Source organism: Novosphingobium sp. SG754 (assembly GCF_013149315.1).
Lineage (GTDB): Bacteria > Pseudomonadota > Alphaproteobacteria > Sphingomonadales > Sphingomonadaceae > Novosphingobium > Novosphingobium capsulatum.
In genome coordinates, this window is sequence record NZ_JABGCC010000002.1 from 267,172 (window position 1) to 282,819 (window position 15,648).

The following is a 15,648-nucleotide window of genomic DNA, read 5'->3' on the forward strand; positions in this document are numbered from 1 at the left end:
CAAGGCTTTTGGGGAATATCAGGCTGGGGATAACTCCTCTTTCCGCTTGGCAAGGCCCGAATCGTACGCTAGTGGCGCGGTCCTCGACCGGGGCGGCACACGCCGCCTGACGCACGGCACTTCATGGAGAGGTGGCAGAGTGGTCGAATGCGCCGCACTCGAAATGCGGTGTACGGGCAACCGTACCGTGGGTTCGAATCCCACCCTCTCCGCCATGTGCCCCCTCCGCCAATACGCTGCGCTACCCAAAAATACGACGCAACGTGCTGAAAAATAGGCGCTTTTTCTGAAGACGTTATTTTTGCTGGGCGAGCCGTTGAAGCGCGAAGTGTGGGCTGGAGTGTGGGCTAGCGCAGGGACGGCCGGTTTGAAACCGTGCCTTCCGGTGATAGATTCCAGGCGTGGGAAAGCTCACCAACTCCATGGTCAACGCATTGAGCGAACCTGGTCGCTATGCTGATGGCGAAGGCATTCAATCTGCCAGACAGGAACGTATGAAAGCGTTGGTATAAAACGCCGTTCCGCTATCGGATCATGGTGGCGTATCGGTCCCGTCGTCTCGCACAGAGCCAGGAAAGTCTACTCGCGGGATCACTTTTTCCCATCCAACCGCTACGCGCATCACGATCACGTCCAGGGACGTGATCATTGATACGATCGGCTGGAAGCCGCACCGCTTGTCTTCCTGCTATCAGGCAACGCGGAACAACCGCGCGCGCGACAAAGTAAAGGATGAGTTGGCGACAGTCTGGCTACATCGGCAAGTGCACGTTTTGCGGGAATAATTTACCCCTGTTTAACGTGTTTCAAGCAGTCTCTACCGATGGCAAAAGTTTTCGCCGCGTTCGGGAAGGTCTCCCGCGTTGCGCTACGCATGTCGCGCGCCGGCAGCACGTCTCACGCGGCGTTGCTGACTGTGCTGATAAGCCTTTCGGTGCTGACCTCGGTGCTTATCGTCACTTTCCTGGTGTGGAACGCCGATGCCCATGCCGACCGGCTGGCGGCCATTTCGATTTCCGGGGCGATCGATCGCGAACGGTCGCGCATCAGCAACGAAACCTACATCAATGCCCATTGGAACGATGCCTTCGCCCACGCCTATGGCACCATGGACGATCCGTGGATCGTGTCGCAATGGGGAACGCCGATCGGCCTGGGCTATGTGATCGATGCAAACGGACGGACGTTGTTTGCGCATCTCCCATCCGGACGGGCGCCCCCGCTTGCTGACCTGATCGGGCCGCCGACTCTCAAGGCCTTGCTGGCCCGGGTACCGGCGAATGAGGCCGCTGTAAGGCAGCGCGGCGATGCCATGGTCTTGCTGGGCGAGGCGGGCGACACCCCGGCGTTGATTGCATTTTCGCCGATCGTCCGGGAAAGCGGCCCGGCGACGCTCGACACGTCGACCTATCGTATTTTTGTCGATATCCGCCTTCTCGACAACAAGCTGCTTGCAGAATGGGGCAAAGGCTTTGGCTTGCAGCATCTGCGGTGGGCACAGGGCGGCCGATCCGCGGGCGACGAAGCCTCCACCTTGGTGCGCGACTGGTCGGGTGCGCCGCTCGGCACGATTGCCTGGCAACGCCTTGCTCCGGGCTCTTTGGCCGTTCGCGAGTTGTTGCCGATAATCGGCTTTTCCATCGTCCTGTTTCTGGCGGTTGCCGCCCTCATCGCGCGTCGCGTGCAAAGCCTGAACCGAGAACTGGCGATCCAGTCCCACAGCGCCATCGAGGCTGGCCGACAGGAGCGGGAGGCGCGCCTGCTGGCAGACAGCGATGAACTCACCGGGCTCTACAATCGGCGGCGTTTCTATGCCGATCTCGAGCATGCGGCGATCCCGGCCAACCTCGATGCCATGACCGTGGGTTTGATCGATCTCGATCGCTTCAAGCCGATCAACGACACGTTCGGCCACCTGGTGGGAGACGGCGTGCTGATCGAGGTTGCCCGCTTGCTGCGCGACACCGCAGGCCCCGACGCCACGCTCTATCGCCTGGGTGGCGACGAATTTGCGATGATCGTGCAGCTTGATGGCGCGGCCACCTTGCGGCTGGCGGAGACGATCTGTGCCGCGGTGGCAGCGCCGATGCGCATTGGCGACAGGCAGGTGAGCCTTGGGGTCTCGATCGGGCTTGCCCCGTTTGTCGACAGCGAACTCACCCCGGTGGACCTGGCCAAGCGTGCGGACCACGCACTTTACCACGCCAAGCGGGAGAGGCCCGGACAAGCGGTTCCCTTCAATCTCGAACTGGAACGCCGGCTGCTGGACGATCACGTCATCGAGGCGGAACTGCACGCGAGCGAATTCGAAAACGAACTGCATTTTGACGTGCAGCCGATCGTTTCCATGCAATCGGGCGCAGTGGTCGGCGGAGAACTCCTGGCGCGCTGGACGAGTGCGCGCCTGGGCGTAGTCGAGCCACAGCGCTTTGTCGAAATTGCCGAACGCAGCACCGTGATCCATGTGATTACGCGCAATGCCATGCGCCGCGCGTTGGAACTGCTGGACATGCTGCCGCCGGGCAAGACGCTCTCGGTTAACGTATCCGCCTGCGATCTGCACTGCGCCGAGACGGTGGATGCGATCCTTGACATGGTCAGCAATTCGTCTGCCGACCCACGCCGCCTGTGTATCGAGGTGACCGAGACGGCGGTGATGCGCAACCTTGACGCGGCGATCCATGCGCTTCACCGCTTCCGCGCCATTGGCATGCAGGTTGCGCTGGACGATTTCGGCACGGGCTATTCGAGCCTCAGCAATCTTCATCGCCTGCCGCTCGACAAGGTGAAGATCGACCGCAGCTTCGCCCTCAATTTCGACAACAGCTACAGCGTGTCGATCGTCGATGCGGTCGTCAATCTTTGCCGTTCGCTGGGGCTGTGCTGCATCGTCGAGGGGGTGGAGACGGCGTCACAAGCATTCAAGTTGCAGAAAATCGGTTGCGATCTCATGCAGGGCTATCTGTTCAGCTATCCGTTGAATGCCAACGTCTTCGTGACGTTTGCCGCGCAGTGGTTTGCGCCGAGAGAAGAAGGCCGGCCGCGCATCGCCGGCTGATCCGGCATTTCCGCACTATTGTTCCGCGTGGCGCACGATCGCCTCGCACAGGCGGTGCGTCGCCAGGATCGCGGCCGTATCGACCGGTCGACGCTCGCGGGCAGCGAGCAGGAAATCGTCGCACATCGCTTCAAAACCCCGTTGCCGGCCAACCGGAACCCAGTCGCCGCGGCGTTGCAGGCTCTGTCTTCCACGCGTGTCGACACGGTCAGCCAGGTTGAGGACAGTGTGGCGGGCGCCGCCGCCGATGACGTCGAGGCGTTCTTCATCCAGGCCGCTGTCACGATGCATCATGCCGATGGCGCTGAACCCGTCACCAGCCAGTGTCAGGGTAACCGCGTGCAGCAAGCCGTCGATGACGTTGGTTTCGATCGTGTGGCGAAGTACTGGCCCAGGCACCATCGATAACAGCGTATCCACGACATGGATGAAATCGTCGAAGATCACGCGGCGCGGTTGGTCCGGCTGCGCATTGCGGTGCTTTTCCATGACGATAAGGCTGGCGTTCGTGCCGCGCAGGGCGGCGTAGTCTGGCGCGAACCGCCGGTTGAAGCCCAGTTGCAGCGGCGTGGCGCGGGTCTGTGCCAGCGTGGTGAGCGCTTCAACCTCGGCAAGATTGTCGGCGAGCGGCTTGTCCACGAACGTGGCGATTTCACGTTCGAGGAGCAATTTCACCAGTTCGGCGTGTGCAGACGTGGCCGCGTGGACAAAGGCCGCGTCGAACGTGGTGGCAGACAGCGCATCGATGACGCTGTTGTGCCGATGCTGGATGCGAAACGTGCGGCCTACTTCATCGAGCACAGATCGATCACGCGTCGCAAGATGGATTTCGAGATCGGGCCGCGTGGCCAGGACCGGAAGATACGCCTTGCGGGCGATGTCGCCCAACCCGATCACAAGAACACGCATGCAGTTTTCCTGTCTTCACCGGGCCAAGACGTTCACCCGGCTGGGATATATCGGGTGCCGGGGCACCGCAACCGGCTTTCCCACGTCATTTGCCGGGGATGGGATCGGCTGCCGGCTTGGCGGTATGCATGCCATCCGCGTTCCGACCATGGCTGGGCAGCGCCAGTTCGAACACGGTGTCCCTGCCTGGTAGCAGAGACAGATCGCCGCCATGGGCACGGGCGATCTGTCGTGCCAGGCTCAGGCCGATGCCGCTGCCTTCCTTCTTGGTGGTGTAGAACGGGCGGAAGATGCGCGCGCGGCCCTCATCGGGCACGCCGGGGCCGTTGTCGGCAACCCATATCGACAGGCGGTCGTCCAGCCTGGCGGAAAGGCGAACCTGCGGGGCGTCGGTGGCGGCCACCGCGGCCTCGGCGCCATTCTGGAGCAAGGCCCACAAGGCCTGGCTGATCTGGTCGCGGTCGATGAAGACCATCCCGTCTGGCGGCCCATCCGCCACGAAAGTGACGCGGCCGCCCCAACGCGCGGCGAACATGCGGCGCAGATCGTCGAACAGCACTGCCAGCGTCGTCGGCGCCAGGACCGGCTCGGGAAGCCGGGCCAGTTGGCGATAGGCCTGGGTGAAATGGAGCAGGCCATCGGCACGACGAGACAGCGTGCCGAGCATGTCGCGCAAATGCGCGACCGGTGGCGGCGTGTCATCGAGCGTCGCCAGCGCGCTGTCAGCGAGCGAGGCGATCGGGGTCAGCGCGTTCATCACCTCGTGGCTCAACACGTCGAGCAGTTCACGCGTGGTTCGTGCTTCGGCCAGGCGTTCTTCGCTTTCGATGTCGATCAGGGCGAGGATGGTGCGTGCCGCGCCAGCGCCATGGGCTTCGATCCGATCGATGCGATAGGCTCGGCCAGCGTAGCGCAGGCGCGGCGCACTTTCCCGCAAGGCCTCGGGCACATCGATCAGCACGTCCTCGATGTCGAACAGCATGCGCGCCGCCCGATTGAGGGCGCGAACGCGGCCACTGCGCTCCACGCTCAACAGAGGGGTGGGCGCCTGGTCCAGCACGGCACGCAGCACCGCGCGATCGGTTTCGCTATCGGGCGCCGCCACCTGTCGTTCGGCGGGCAGGTGCAGCGGCATCGCGCGGGCAAGCGCGAGGCTAGCCAACCAGAAGCCGAGCAACAGCACCAGCACGAAGCAGGCATAGAACCCGCCGGTCCAGGCGGCGACCGTAGCCGCGCCGCAGCCGAACAGCAGCAGCTGTCCTGGCAGCGCCGTCCTTACGCTGCTAGAGGCCATGCTTGGCCATCCGGCGATAGAGCGCAGCCCGGCTCAGCCCCAATTCTTCGGCCGCGTGGCTGACATTGAAGCCGTGCCGCTTGAGCGCCGCCGCAACCAGCACGCGCTCGCTCTCTTCCAGGTTGAGCGTGGACGCGACCGCTGCTGGCGACGGCGCTTCGGCCGGGGAAGGGCCGAGACCCAGGTCAGCCTCGCTGATCAGCCCGCCATCGCCTAGCACCACGGCCCGCTCCACCGCTTGGGCCAGGCCGCGCACGTCGTCGCTCCAAGGCGTGACGGCAAGGGCCGTCTCGGCCTCTGGCATGAAGCCAAGCACCGGTTTGCCGTGCCGGCGTTCGGCCGCGCGGGCGAAATGGCGCGCGAGCAACAGAGCGTCGGCGCCGCGCTGGGCCAGAGGTGGCATGGCGATTTCCACCGTGCCCACCCGTGCCCGCAACGCCGGGATCAGCGGCTCGGCCGTGTCTGCCGTGGCGACAATGCGAATATCGGCCGGCAGGCGGGCGAGCAGGCGCCCCTGCGCGACCTCGGCCAACCGATCGACGTGGCGCAGCAACAGCGTGCCGCCGGACGCGCGCCCGATATCGGTCGCTGCGACATCGTCGCGCGGATCGGCCGCGGCGCGCGCGTCCAGCATCACCAGTTCGCCCGTCGCGCGCGGGGAAGCGTGATGGATCGCCCTGCTCGCCAGGGTGCGTCCTGAGCCGGCCGGGCCCAGGATCAGCACATTGGCGGTTGTCGGCCCGACCCGGCGGACAAGGTCGCGCACACGCTCCATTGCTGGGCTGGCACCGAGCAGACGCGGCGGATCGGCCGGGATGCCATCGTGCTGGCGCAGCGCCGCGATTTCCCGGCGCCTTTGGCGATGGGCCAGCGCCACGCGCACGCGCTCGAGCAGTTCGTCGTTGCGCCATGGCTTCATGACGAAATCGATCGCACCGGCCTGCATGGCGGCCACGGCGATGCGGATGCCGCTATGGCCGGTGATCACGACCACGGCCGCATCCGGATCATCGCCCAAGAGCCGGGCCAGCGCGGCGAAGCCTTCCTCGCCGTGGGTGCGGCCGCGCGTGAAATTGAGATCGAGCAGGATCGCGTCGGCTGGCGCCAGCTCCAACGCCGAGTAGGCCTCTTCGGGCTGCATCGCGCTGACCAGCTCGATCCCGGCGCGGCCGAAGAGGACGGCGACGGCCTGATGCACGTCGCGATCATCGTCGATCAGCAGGACGCGGGGCGGGCTTGACGGGGGCGTTGGACTGTCCATTTCCGGACAGTGTGTGCGATATCGCAACGAGGCTTGTCCAGCATGGTCAAATGTTGGTTGTATTATCAGTGCTTTAGGAATGTTCGCCAAGCTTTGCGATACTGTCCGCATGAGCAATGGAGCATCTTCCGAATCGCCACCTTCCCCTGGTGCTGGCATGGACCGCCGCGTCACGCGGCCTCGCGCCAGCCGTCGCTGGCGCTGGGTGGCGGGCGGCGTGGCGATCGTGCTGGCGGCAGGACTAACCTGGCAACTGCTGCCTGCGGCCGGATCGACCGATATCGCAGCAGCCACGATCGAGACCGGCACCGTCGTCCGCGCGCCGTTCGAGGACTATTTGCCGATCCGCGCCTCGGTCGCCCCCAAGGTCACCACACTCGTCGATACGCTGTCTGGCGGCCAGGTGGAGAAACTGCTGGTGCAGGACGGCGCCTGGGTCACGGCCGGCCAACCGCTGGCCACGCTGGTCAATCCCACGCTCAAGCTCGACGTGCTGACCCGCGAGGCGGAAATCGCCAGCCAGCTTGGCACCCTCACCGGCGACGAACTGTCGCTGGAGCGCAGCCGGCTCGACCGGGCCGCGCAAACCGCCTCGGCCAATTATGACCTGCTCAAGGCACGGCGTGACCTGGCGATCCGCCAACAGTTGCACGATCAGGGCTTCGTGTCTGACGAGGGTGTGAAAAGCTACCAGGAAGAGGCCGATTACCAGCGCAAGCGCCTGGGCCAGCTGCGTGCGGGGCAGGACCGTGAAGACCAGACCGCCGGGCTCCAGGCCTCACGCCTGGCCGACACGCGCGCGCGCTTGAGTGGCAACCTTGCCGCGGTGCGCGCCGGACTGGATGCGCTGGTGGTGCGCGCGCCGGTCACGGGCCGCTTGGGCAACCTGGTGATCCAGCCCGGGCAGACGCTCAAGGCGGGCGACCACGTGGCGCAGGTGGACAGCGAAGGCGCCTGGAAACTGGTGGCCGACGTGGACGAATACTATCTCGGCCGCGTTGCCGTGGGCCAGCAGGCCAAGGGCGACGCCGGCATCGGTCTGGTCGTCAGCAAAGTCCTGCCCGCCGTCGCCAATGGCCGTTTCCACATCGAACTGGGTTTTGCCGGCCCCACGCCACAAGGCCTGAACCGCGGCCAGACGATGGATATCCGCGCCACCCTGGGCGCAACCAGCAAGGCGCTGGTGGCGCCGGTGGGCGGCTGGCTCGACAGCGGCGGCGGCACGTCGGCCTTCGTGGTCGATGCAGATGGCCGCCACGCCCGGCGCCGCGCGATCAAAGTCGGCCGGCGCAACCCCGCGCAGGTGGAAATCCTGGCCGGGCTGGACGCGGGAGACCGCATCGTGACCACCAACACATCGTCCATCACGGGCGACATCATCAACCTTCGCTGACCAAAGGGCCCAGCATGATCCGCCTAGAGAATATCCAGCGCCGCTATGTTTCCGACGAGGTGGAAACGACCGCGCTTGCCGACATCAACCTGGACGTGGCAGCGGGTGAATTCGTCGCCATCATGGGGCCGTCCGGTTGCGGAAAATCCACGTTGCTCAATACGCTGGGCACGGTCGACCGCCCCACGGCCGGGCGCTATCTGTTCGGCGATCGCGATCTCGTCGCGCTCAATGAAGCAGAGCTGGCCCGCTTTCGGGCGATGACTTTGGGCTTTGTGTTCCAGAGCTTCAATCTGATCGACGAGCTGACCATCGCCGAGAACGTTGAACTGGGCCTGATCTATCGCAAGGACGCCGGTGGCGATCGCAAGGGCCGGGTCGCGGCCGCGATGGACCGGGTGGGCATATCCCACCGCGCGCGCCACTATCCGCATCAGCTTTCCGGCGGGCAGCAGCAGCGCGCCGCCATTGCCCGCGCTATCGTCGGCGAACCCAAGCTGATCCTGGCCGACGAGCCGACCGGCAATCTCGACACCGAAAACGGCCAGCAGGTGATGGATATTCTCACCAGCCTCAATGCCGATGGCGCCACGATCATCATGGTCACGCATTCGCCCAGCCATGCCGACATCGCGCGGCGGCGGATCGACATGCTCGACGGGCGCATCGTCGCCTCGCTCGCCCGCGCGATCTGAGGAGGTACGCCGATGAACCGCTTTGCCTTCCTCACTCTCTATCGTTCGCTCACACGCCACCGGCTCTACGCCGCGCTCAATATCGGCGGTCTGGCCATCGGCATCGCCGTGTTTCTGGTGCTGGGCCTCTATGTCAGGTTCGAGACGAGCTATGAGACATGGCTGCCGCGCCACGACCAAGTCTACATCGTGCAAACGGTGTGGCACATGCCCGACAGCCCGTTCAACGGTGCCTATCCCAATACGATGGGCGGTCTGCTGGAGGAAATGAAAGCCGATTTTCCCGGGCTTTCAGGCACCAGCATCAACGGCGTGGGCGCCACAGTGCTGCGCGGCGGGATCGGCACGGCCGAGGACCTTGCCTGGGTCGATCCGCAGTTTTTCGAGGTGATGGACCTGCCCATGCTGCAGGGCGAAGGCGGGCGTGCGCTCGCCGATCCGTCCAACGTGCTGATCGATGCCAACATGGCCCGCAAATACTTCGGCAGCACCGATGCGGTTGGCCAGACGCTCACGCTCAACATCGGCGCTGGCACCGCATCCTATCGCGTCGCCGGGGTGTTTGCCCCGTTGCCACGCAATACCGATCTCAAGTTCACGATGCTCGCGCGCAGCCCCAAGGGGGCGCCCAAGGGCAACGAAGACTGGTGGTATCACTGGGGCAGCACCTCGGTTAACACCTATCTGCGCTTTCCCAACCCCGCTGCGGCCAAGGCCTTTGCCGCCCGGATGCCGGCCTTCGTGGTCCGCCACGGAACGAGGGATCTGGGTGCCAATGCCGACAAGACCATGCAGCTCACGCTGCTGCCGCTCACCGATCTGCACTTGACCCCGGCGGGGCGCGAAATGGCGAGCATGCGCCAGACGATCGTGACGCTCGGCGTGGTCGGCGCGCTCACTCTGCTGATCGCGATCGTCAATTATGTGAACCTGGCCACGGCGCGCGCCGGCCTGCGCGCCCGCGAAGTGGCCATGCGCAAGGTCCTCGGCGCCAGCCGCAGCATGCTGGTGCGCCAGTTTGCCGGAGAGGCCATTCTCACCACGGCGCTTGCTGCGCTGGTCGCGCTGGCACTGGCGGAACTGGGCCTGCCGCTGGTCAATGCCGCAGCGGGCCTGGCATTGTCGATCCCCTATGCCACCGTCGTGCCGGCGTTGCTGGTGCTGTCCGTCGTGGTCGGAATTGGCGCGGGGCTCTATCCCGCCGTGCTGCTTTCCCGCTTTCCCGCTGCTGCCGTGCTGGCATCGGCGCGTTCGCCCGGGGGCGGCCGCACCGGCGCCAGGCTGCGTGAAATGCTTGTCGTGTTTCAGTTCGCACTGGCCACCGCGTTCATTACCGGCACCTTGGTGCTGGTGGCGCAGACCCGCCATCTGCGTCAGGCCGATCTCGGCTTCGCCCGCGATGGGCTGATCGTGGTCAAGAGCATGGCAGGGTTGAGCGAGGGGCAGCAAGACACCATGCGCGATGCCATCGCCAGCTTGCCCATGATCCGCGCGGTCGGGATTGCCGACAGTGCCGCCGGTGGCTTTGGCAACAACAATGCCAGCAACATCGAAATCCCGGGCCAACCTGGCTCTGGACCTTCGCTGCGCGAGATCGTGGTCGGTCGCGGCTTCTTTGCCACCTATGGCGCGCGGGTGATCGCCGGCCGCGTGTTCGACGACCAGCACGGAGCCGACGATTCCTATGGCACCAAGAGCAAGGACAACCGCGCGATCGTGATCAATCGCACGGCCGTTGCCGTGCTCGGCTTCCGCTCTGCACAGGAGGCGGTCGGCAAGACGCTGGGCAAGGGGCAGCCGCGCACGATCATCGGCGTGGTGGACGACATGCGGTTCTTTTCGCCGCACGTGCCGATGGACGCCACGTATTACACCTATTGGAGCCATTACCTTGGCGCGCCGGTGATCACCGCGCGCTATGCCGGACGCATGGATGCCGCGATGGATGCGGTGCGCGACACATGGCGCAAGATCGCCCCGGAAGTGCCGTTTGACGCGGCGCCTGCCGATCAGGACCTTGCCAAGCTGTTCGAGGCCGATGACCACGCCGCCAATCTCTTCACCATCGGCTCGGTGCTCGCTGTGCTGATCGGCTGCGTTGGCCTGTGGGGGCTTGCTTCGTTCAATACCTCGCGGCGCGTGAAAGAGATCGGCATCCGCAAGGCGCTGGGCGCCTCCTCGCGCGATGTGGTCAAGCTGCTGGTCGGCCAGTTCCTGCGTCCGGTGCTGATCGCCAACGTGATTGCCTGGCCCCTGGCATGGGTTGCGATGCGGCAATGGCTGGCCGGTTTCAGCGATCGCATTGCGCTCTCGCCGCTGTACTTCGTTGCCGCAACGCTCCTGGCGCTGGCCATTGCCGTGCTTACGGTGATCGCCCAGTCTCTGCGCGCCGCGCGGGCGACCCCGGCCTGGGCGTTGCACCATGAGTAAGCGGCTTATGGTTGCCGTAGCGCTTTCCACCGCGCTGGCATCGGCGCCCGTCCAGGCGGAAACCCTGCGCGATGCGGTGGAGGCGGCCTATCTCGGCAACCCAACATTGGCGGCGGCCCGCGCGCGGCAGGATGGGCTGGCCGAAACGCCCGAACAGGCACGCGCGGCGGGGCGGATCACGGCCGCCGCCGATGGGGCGGCCGGCTATGACCGCTTCGATTATGATCGCGGCGCAGGCGGCACCGTTTCCGCCAGCCTGCCGATCTGGACCGGCGGCCGGGTTTCCTCGCGGCTGCGCGCGGCGGAAGGAGACGTGGCAGCCGGCGAGGAAGGACTGCGCGACGCCGAGGCGGCGCTGCTCACGCAGGTGATCGGCGTCTATGCCGAACTGCTGTATGACCAGCAGGCCGTGGATATCGGCAAGGCGGATATCGCCCTGCTCGACCACCAGGTGGCCGAAGCGCAGGCGCGCTATCGCCTGGGCAAGGCCACCCGCACCGATGTCGCCCAGCTTGAGGCGCAGCGCGCCAGCGCGGGGGCGACCCTGGCGGCCGCGCAGGCCACGCTCGAGACCGCCACAGCAAACTATCGCGCGGTGGTAGGGCAGGATCCTGGACCCTTGGCGCCGCCGCCCGCGCTGGGCCCGATGCCCGCCACGCTGGAACAGGCGCGCGCCGATGCCCTAGCGGCGAATCCGCTGTATCAACAGAGCTTGCGCGCCGCCGATGCGGCCGGTGCGCGGATACAGGAAGCCCGCGCCGGCAGCGCGCCCACGGTGTCTGTGGGTGGCGGCTATGGCTATGACGTGCGCCTTGGTGGCGTTGGGGCGGGCAGTTCCCTGCGTGCCGCCAATCTCGGGCTAAGCTTGCATATTCCGATCCTCACCGGCGGTCTGGTTGCCTCGCAAGTGCGCCAGGCGCAGGCCACGCAACGCGCCACGGTGTTCGATGCCGCCGCCGCCGGCCGCGAGGCGACCCGCTCCACCGACGCCGCCTGGGCCGCCCTGGCCGGTGCACGGGCGCAGATGGCGGCCAACCAGGCGGGTGTGGACGCGGCCAATCTTGCGCTGGGCGGGGTCAGGGCCGAATACGGCTTTGACCTGCGCTCGACGCTCGACATTCTGGTGGCGGACGAAAGCCTGCGTTCCGCCCAGCTCGCGCTGGCACGCAACCGCAGCGACACGATCATCGCCCAGGCGGCCCTGCTGCGGGCCACGGGGCACCTCGATCTGGATGCGATCCCCAACGGATAGGGCCAAACGCATCGCGGCGCTGTGCAGATCTGTGTCTGCACAGCGCCGCGATTTGGGCCTATCGAGGGGCGGTGGCGTTAGATTGCGGGGAAGTCGACCGTGGTGGCGGCCACGTTGTTGATCAGGTTGGTGAAGAAGTTTTCGGCCACCACGGCAACGATCTCCACGATCTGGCCGTCGCCGAACCCGGCGGTGCGGAGGGCCGCGATGTCTTCTGCCGAAACCTTGCCCCGTGCCTCGGCCACCTTGCGGGCAAAGTGCACGGCCGCTGCAGCATGCGGATCGGCCGAGGTTCCCTGCCGCGCCAGGTCGATTTCTTCCCTGCTCAGCTTGGCGAAATTGTGGCCGGTGAAGCTGTGGGCGGCATCGCAATATTCGCAGCCGTTCACAGCCGCCACGGCAAGGGCGATGCGTTCACGGGTCTTGAGATCGAGCGCCTTGCCCAGGCCCTGGTTGAGCGCCGCGTGGGCGGTGATAACCGCCGGGCTGTTCGAGAGCACGCGGAAGAAGTTGGGCACGCGACCCAGCTTGGCGTTGATGGCACCCAACGCGGCCTGCGAACCTTCCGGGGCGGCGTCAATTTCGGGAATGGTGATGCGAGACATGACGATATCCTTTTGCCTGTGAGTTTGTCCGCTGGCGCTCATGCGCCGGTGGGAATGGGGTTTTCGACAAGGCTCTGGTTGAAGGCGTCGAACAGGGCATGCTCGCCGGCTCCGGGGTTGTCGCGCATGGCGCGGATGCCTTCGACGATCACCTCGGGCGCGTCGGTTGCCAGCGCCACCAGGGTCTGCTCGATGAAATCGGGCAGCGGCATCGCGCGGGGATCGCCGCTCTTGTAGATGAGGTCGGTATCGACCCACGGCGGGGCGATTTCCTGCACGCGCACCGATGTGTCGCGCAGCTGGAACCGCTGCGACAGCGCGTAGGAATGCAGGGCTGCCTTGGTTGCGGAATAGATCGCGTTGCTGGCGATCGGCACATAGGCCAGCACGCTGCTGGTGTAGAGCACGGTCGCTTCGGGCTTGGTCTTGAGGTGTTCGATCAGGGCCGAAGTCACGCGGATCGGTCCCAGCAGGTTGGTGGTGATCAATTCCTGCGCGAGGTCGTCGTCAACCGGGCCGGAGACGTCGTCGAATGGCATGAAGCCCGCGTTGTTGAACACGACATTGAGATCGGGGTAGCGCGCGATCACGTCCCGCGCTGCGCGCTGGATGCTATCGAGCTTGGTGACGTCGAGCTGTACCGACGCCATGCCGGGATTGGCTGCCGTCACCTCTTCCAGCAACGCGGTGCGCCGCCCCGAGATGATGACCTTGTTGCCCAGCTTGTGGAGCGCTTCGGCCAGACCACGGCCAATGCCGCTGGTGCCGCCAGTGATGAAGATGGTGTTGCCGGTGAGTTTCATGAGGGTAGTTCCGTTTCCGGGAGGGGAGGGGGAAGAGCGATCAGGCCGCGGCGTGGAAGCGCAGCGCGGAATGGGTAGCAGAGAGCTGGGGGCCGAGGGCGGCGCGGGCGGCCTCGAAGGCGTGCCACAGCGCCACGTCGCGCAGCGCAGGGATGGTGCTGGTTTCGCCCTGGTCGAGCCCGGCGAGCGCGGCGTCGACCATGTCTTGCGCGTCCATCACGATCTCGGTGGGCAGATGCTCTACCGGCAACCCGCCGAGGGCCCAGAAATCGGTGCGGGTGGCGCCAGGCAGCACGGACTGGGCGCGGATGCCCTTGTCAGCCAGTTCATGGTTCAGCGACGTGGTGAAAGCCTGCACGAACGCCTTGGTGCCGCCATAGACCCCATTGAGCAGTTCCGGGGCCACCGCGACGATCGAGGCGATGTTGATCACGGTGCCGCCGCCGCGTGCCACGAACCCTGGCACCGCCGCATAAGTCAGCCGCATCAGCGCAGTAACGTTGAGCTGGACCATGGCGGTCATCTTGTCGACGTCGCTTTCCAGCAGCGCGGTGTGCGTGCCGATCCCGGCGTTGTTGACCAGCGCCGTGACGCTGGCATCTTCACGCAGAACCTTTTCGACGCGGGCGAGGTCGGCGCTGTCGCCCAGGTCGGCGGCGAGCACTTCGACCGAGCGGCCGGTCTTGTCCGAGATCTGCGCGGCCAGTTGCTGCAGCTTGTCGCGGTTGCGGGCGACGAGGATGAGGTCATATCCCCGCGCAGCGAGACGGTCGGCATAGATCGCGCCGATACCGGTCGATGCGCCGGTGATGAGAGCGGTTCCCTTGCTGGTGGCGGTCATGGTCGTGGTCCTTGTGCTTGTCGGTGCGAGCGTCATCGCTCGTGACAAGGACCTTATGGACCAGACGGCCTATGTCTGATATGACGTAGAAACTACGTTTTTCAGACATAGCTTGTGGAGGCCACATGCCGCACGTTTCCATGGTGTTGACCCCAGGCTTCCAGTTCCTTGCGCTGGGGGTGCAGGCCGCCTTTGAATTGGCCAATGTCGTGCAGGAAGAACCGTACTATACCTTGTCGATCGCCTCGGTCGCGGGCGGGGAGGTCTTGTCGTCCAGCGGGTTTGCCGTTCCTACGGTGCCGTTGGCGCAGGTCGGGCCGGTTGATACCCTGTTGCTGCTGGCGGGGCTGGTACCACCGCCGCGCCAGGACGAGGCAACGCTGGAAACCCTGCGCACCATGGCGCGCGAGGCGCGCCGCGTGGCTGGCCTGTGCACGGGGGCGTTCCTGCTCGGGCAGATCGGCCTGCTCGACGGTCGCCGCGCCACCACCCACTGGGCCTTTGCCCGCCAGATGCGCGAAGACTTTCCCAAGGTGCGGGTCGAGGACGACCGCATCTTCATCAACGAAGGGTCGGTGTGGACCTCGGCCGGGCTTACCGCCGGCCTCGACCTGGCTATTGCCCTGATCGAAAAGGATCTGGGGCGCGATGTGGCTGGCGCGATCGCCCGCCGCCTGGTGATGCACCACCGCCGTGCCGGCGGCCAGTCGCAGCATTCCGAACTGCTCGAACTGGCGCCGAGCAGCGACCGTATCCAGAAGGCCGTGATCTTTGCGCGGGCGCACCTGGCCAATCCGCTGACCGTAGAGGAACTGGCCGAGATTGCCGCCCTCTCGCCCCGCCAGTTTGCCCGCGCCTTCCGCGCCGAAACCGGGCAGACACCGGCCAAGGCGGTCGAGCAGATCAGGCTGGAAGCCGCCCGGTTGATGATCGAGGAAACCCGCCACCCAATGGACCAGGTGGCGCGCGAATGTGGGTTCGTCGACATTCGGCGCATGCGGGAGGCGTTCATGCGGCAATATGGCCAGCCCCCGCAGACAGTGCGCCGGCTGGCCAAGGCCGCTTAACCGTTCGCGCCCGAACCCTACAGCCCGGCCGACACCAGCG

General features: G+C 65.7%; 12 protein-coding genes and 1 tRNA gene. 7 read left to right on the forward strand and 6 right to left on the reverse strand.

The features are described from left to right. The first annotated feature begins 125 nt into the window (after positions 1-125). Together FHW97_RS05810 and FHW97_RS05815 are read left to right on the forward strand one after the other, a co-directional pair. A tRNA-Ser gene (locus FHW97_RS05810) sits at positions 126-215 on the forward strand. A gap of 608 nt (positions 216-823) precedes the next feature. Further along, on the forward strand, positions 824-3,058 hold the full coding sequence (locus tag FHW97_RS05815) for a bifunctional diguanylate cyclase/phosphodiesterase (RefSeq protein WP_171798351.1): 2,235 nt from the start codon (positions 824-826) through the stop codon (positions 3,056-3,058). Between the two features lie 15 nt (positions 3,059-3,073). On the opposite strand, the gene FHW97_RS05820 is transcribed toward FHW97_RS05815, so the two are convergent. From FHW97_RS05820 to FHW97_RS05830, 3 genes are all read right to left on the reverse strand, one after another. After that, entirely contained in the window at positions 3,074-3,967 is an 894-nt protein-coding gene (locus FHW97_RS05820) for a Gfo/Idh/MocA family protein (RefSeq protein WP_171798352.1), read from the reverse strand. A gap of 85 nt (positions 3,968-4,052) precedes the next feature. Further along, on the reverse strand, positions 4,053-5,261 hold the full coding sequence (locus tag FHW97_RS05825; RefSeq protein ID WP_171798353.1) for a PAS domain-containing sensor histidine kinase: 1,209 nt from the start codon (positions 5,259-5,261) through the stop codon (positions 4,053-4,055). Continuing rightward, positions 5,251-6,522 carry a sigma-54 dependent transcriptional regulator gene (locus FHW97_RS05830; protein ID WP_171798354.1) on the reverse strand — a complete coding sequence of 424 codons (1,272 nt, stop codon included), beginning with the start codon at positions 6,520-6,522 and terminating at the stop codon, positions 5,251-5,253. Before FHW97_RS05830 ends, FHW97_RS05825 begins: the two co-directional genes overlap by 11 nt. 157 nt (positions 6,523-6,679) lie before the next feature. On the opposite strand from FHW97_RS05830, the gene FHW97_RS05835 reads away from it, so the two are divergent. Genes FHW97_RS05835 through FHW97_RS05850 form a run of 4 tightly spaced genes read left to right on the forward strand, consistent with a single transcriptional unit; the run spans position 6,680 to position 12,292 of the window. Next, complete coding sequence (locus FHW97_RS05835; RefSeq protein WP_171798355.1) at positions 6,680-7,915, forward strand: efflux RND transporter periplasmic adaptor subunit; 1,236 nt, start codon at positions 6,680-6,682, stop codon at positions 7,913-7,915. A 14-nt stretch (positions 7,916-7,929) separates the two neighbouring features. Next, positions 7,930-8,610: an ABC transporter ATP-binding protein gene (locus FHW97_RS05840; protein WP_168350924.1), complete on the forward strand. Its 681-nt coding sequence runs from the start codon at positions 7,930-7,932 to the stop codon at positions 8,608-8,610. A gap of 12 nt (positions 8,611-8,622) precedes the next feature. Next, entirely contained in the window at positions 8,623-11,040 is a 2,418-nt protein-coding gene (locus FHW97_RS05845; protein ID WP_171798356.1) for an FtsX-like permease family protein, read from the forward strand. Next, positions 11,033-12,292 (forward strand): TolC family outer membrane protein, encoded by a 1,260-nt coding sequence (locus FHW97_RS05850; protein WP_171798357.1) that lies wholly within the window; start codon positions 11,033-11,035, stop codon positions 12,290-12,292. Before FHW97_RS05845 ends, FHW97_RS05850 begins: the two co-directional genes overlap by 8 nt. Before the next feature lie 77 nt (positions 12,293-12,369). Here the strand turns inward: FHW97_RS05850 and FHW97_RS05855 are convergent, their stop codons facing one another. The 3 genes from FHW97_RS05855 to FHW97_RS05865 are packed head-to-tail and all read right to left on the reverse strand — an operon-like array spanning position 12,370 to position 14,541. Further along, entirely contained in the window at positions 12,370-12,897 is a 528-nt protein-coding gene (locus FHW97_RS05855) for a carboxymuconolactone decarboxylase family protein (RefSeq protein ID WP_171798358.1), read from the reverse strand. A gap of 38 nt (positions 12,898-12,935) precedes the next feature. Beyond that, positions 12,936-13,700: an SDR family oxidoreductase gene (locus FHW97_RS05860; protein WP_022676597.1), complete on the reverse strand. Its 765-nt coding sequence runs from the start codon at positions 13,698-13,700 to the stop codon at positions 12,936-12,938. 40 nt (positions 13,701-13,740) lie between these two features. After that, positions 13,741-14,541: an SDR family oxidoreductase gene (locus tag FHW97_RS05865; RefSeq protein WP_171798359.1), complete on the reverse strand. Its 801-nt coding sequence runs from the start codon at positions 14,539-14,541 to the stop codon at positions 13,741-13,743. A 125-nt stretch (positions 14,542-14,666) separates the two neighbouring features. Here FHW97_RS05865 and FHW97_RS05870 point away from each other — a divergent pair, with 125 nt between their 5' ends. Then, a complete protein-coding gene (locus tag FHW97_RS05870) occupies positions 14,667-15,608 on the forward strand; it encodes a GlxA family transcriptional regulator (RefSeq protein WP_028657931.1) in 942 nt (313 codons plus the stop codon). Positions 15,609-15,648: the final 40 nt, after the last annotated feature.

What these genes read in the sequence shown, in the direction of transcription:
- FHW97_RS05865 (WP_171798359.1), bottom strand. Translation starts at nt 14,541, where the DNA reads ATGACCGCCACCAGCAAGGGAACCGCTCTCATCACCGGCGCATCGACC.
- FHW97_RS05840 (WP_168350924.1), top strand. Translation starts at nt 7,930, where the DNA reads ATGATCCGCCTAGAGAATATCCAGCGCCGCTATGTTTCCGACGAGGTG.
- FHW97_RS05815 (WP_171798351.1), top strand. Translation starts at nt 824, where the DNA reads ATGGCAAAAGTTTTCGCCGCGTTCGGGAAGGTCTCCCGCGTTGCGCTA.
- FHW97_RS05845 (WP_171798356.1), top strand. Translation starts at nt 8,623, where the DNA reads ATGAACCGCTTTGCCTTCCTCACTCTCTATCGTTCGCTCACACGCCAC.
- FHW97_RS05835 (WP_171798355.1), top strand. Translation starts at nt 6,680, where the DNA reads ATGGACCGCCGCGTCACGCGGCCTCGCGCCAGCCGTCGCTGGCGCTGG.
- FHW97_RS05860 (WP_022676597.1), bottom strand. Translation starts at nt 13,700, where the DNA reads ATGAAACTCACCGGCAACACCATCTTCATCACTGGCGGCACCAGCGGC.
- FHW97_RS05850 (WP_171798357.1), top strand. Translation starts at nt 11,033, where the DNA reads ATGAGTAAGCGGCTTATGGTTGCCGTAGCGCTTTCCACCGCGCTGGCA.
- FHW97_RS05825 (WP_171798353.1), bottom strand. Translation starts at nt 5,261, where the DNA reads ATGGCCTCTAGCAGCGTAAGGACGGCGCTGCCAGGACAGCTGCTGCTG.
- FHW97_RS05820 (WP_171798352.1), bottom strand. Translation starts at nt 3,967, where the DNA reads ATGCGTGTTCTTGTGATCGGGTTGGGCGACATCGCCCGCAAGGCGTAT.
- FHW97_RS05830 (WP_171798354.1), bottom strand. Translation starts at nt 6,522, where the DNA reads ATGGACAGTCCAACGCCCCCGTCAAGCCCGCCCCGCGTCCTGCTGATC.
- FHW97_RS05870 (WP_028657931.1), top strand. Translation starts at nt 14,667, where the DNA reads ATGCCGCACGTTTCCATGGTGTTGACCCCAGGCTTCCAGTTCCTTGCG.
- FHW97_RS05855 (WP_171798358.1), bottom strand. Translation starts at nt 12,897, where the DNA reads ATGTCTCGCATCACCATTCCCGAAATTGACGCCGCCCCGGAAGGTTCG.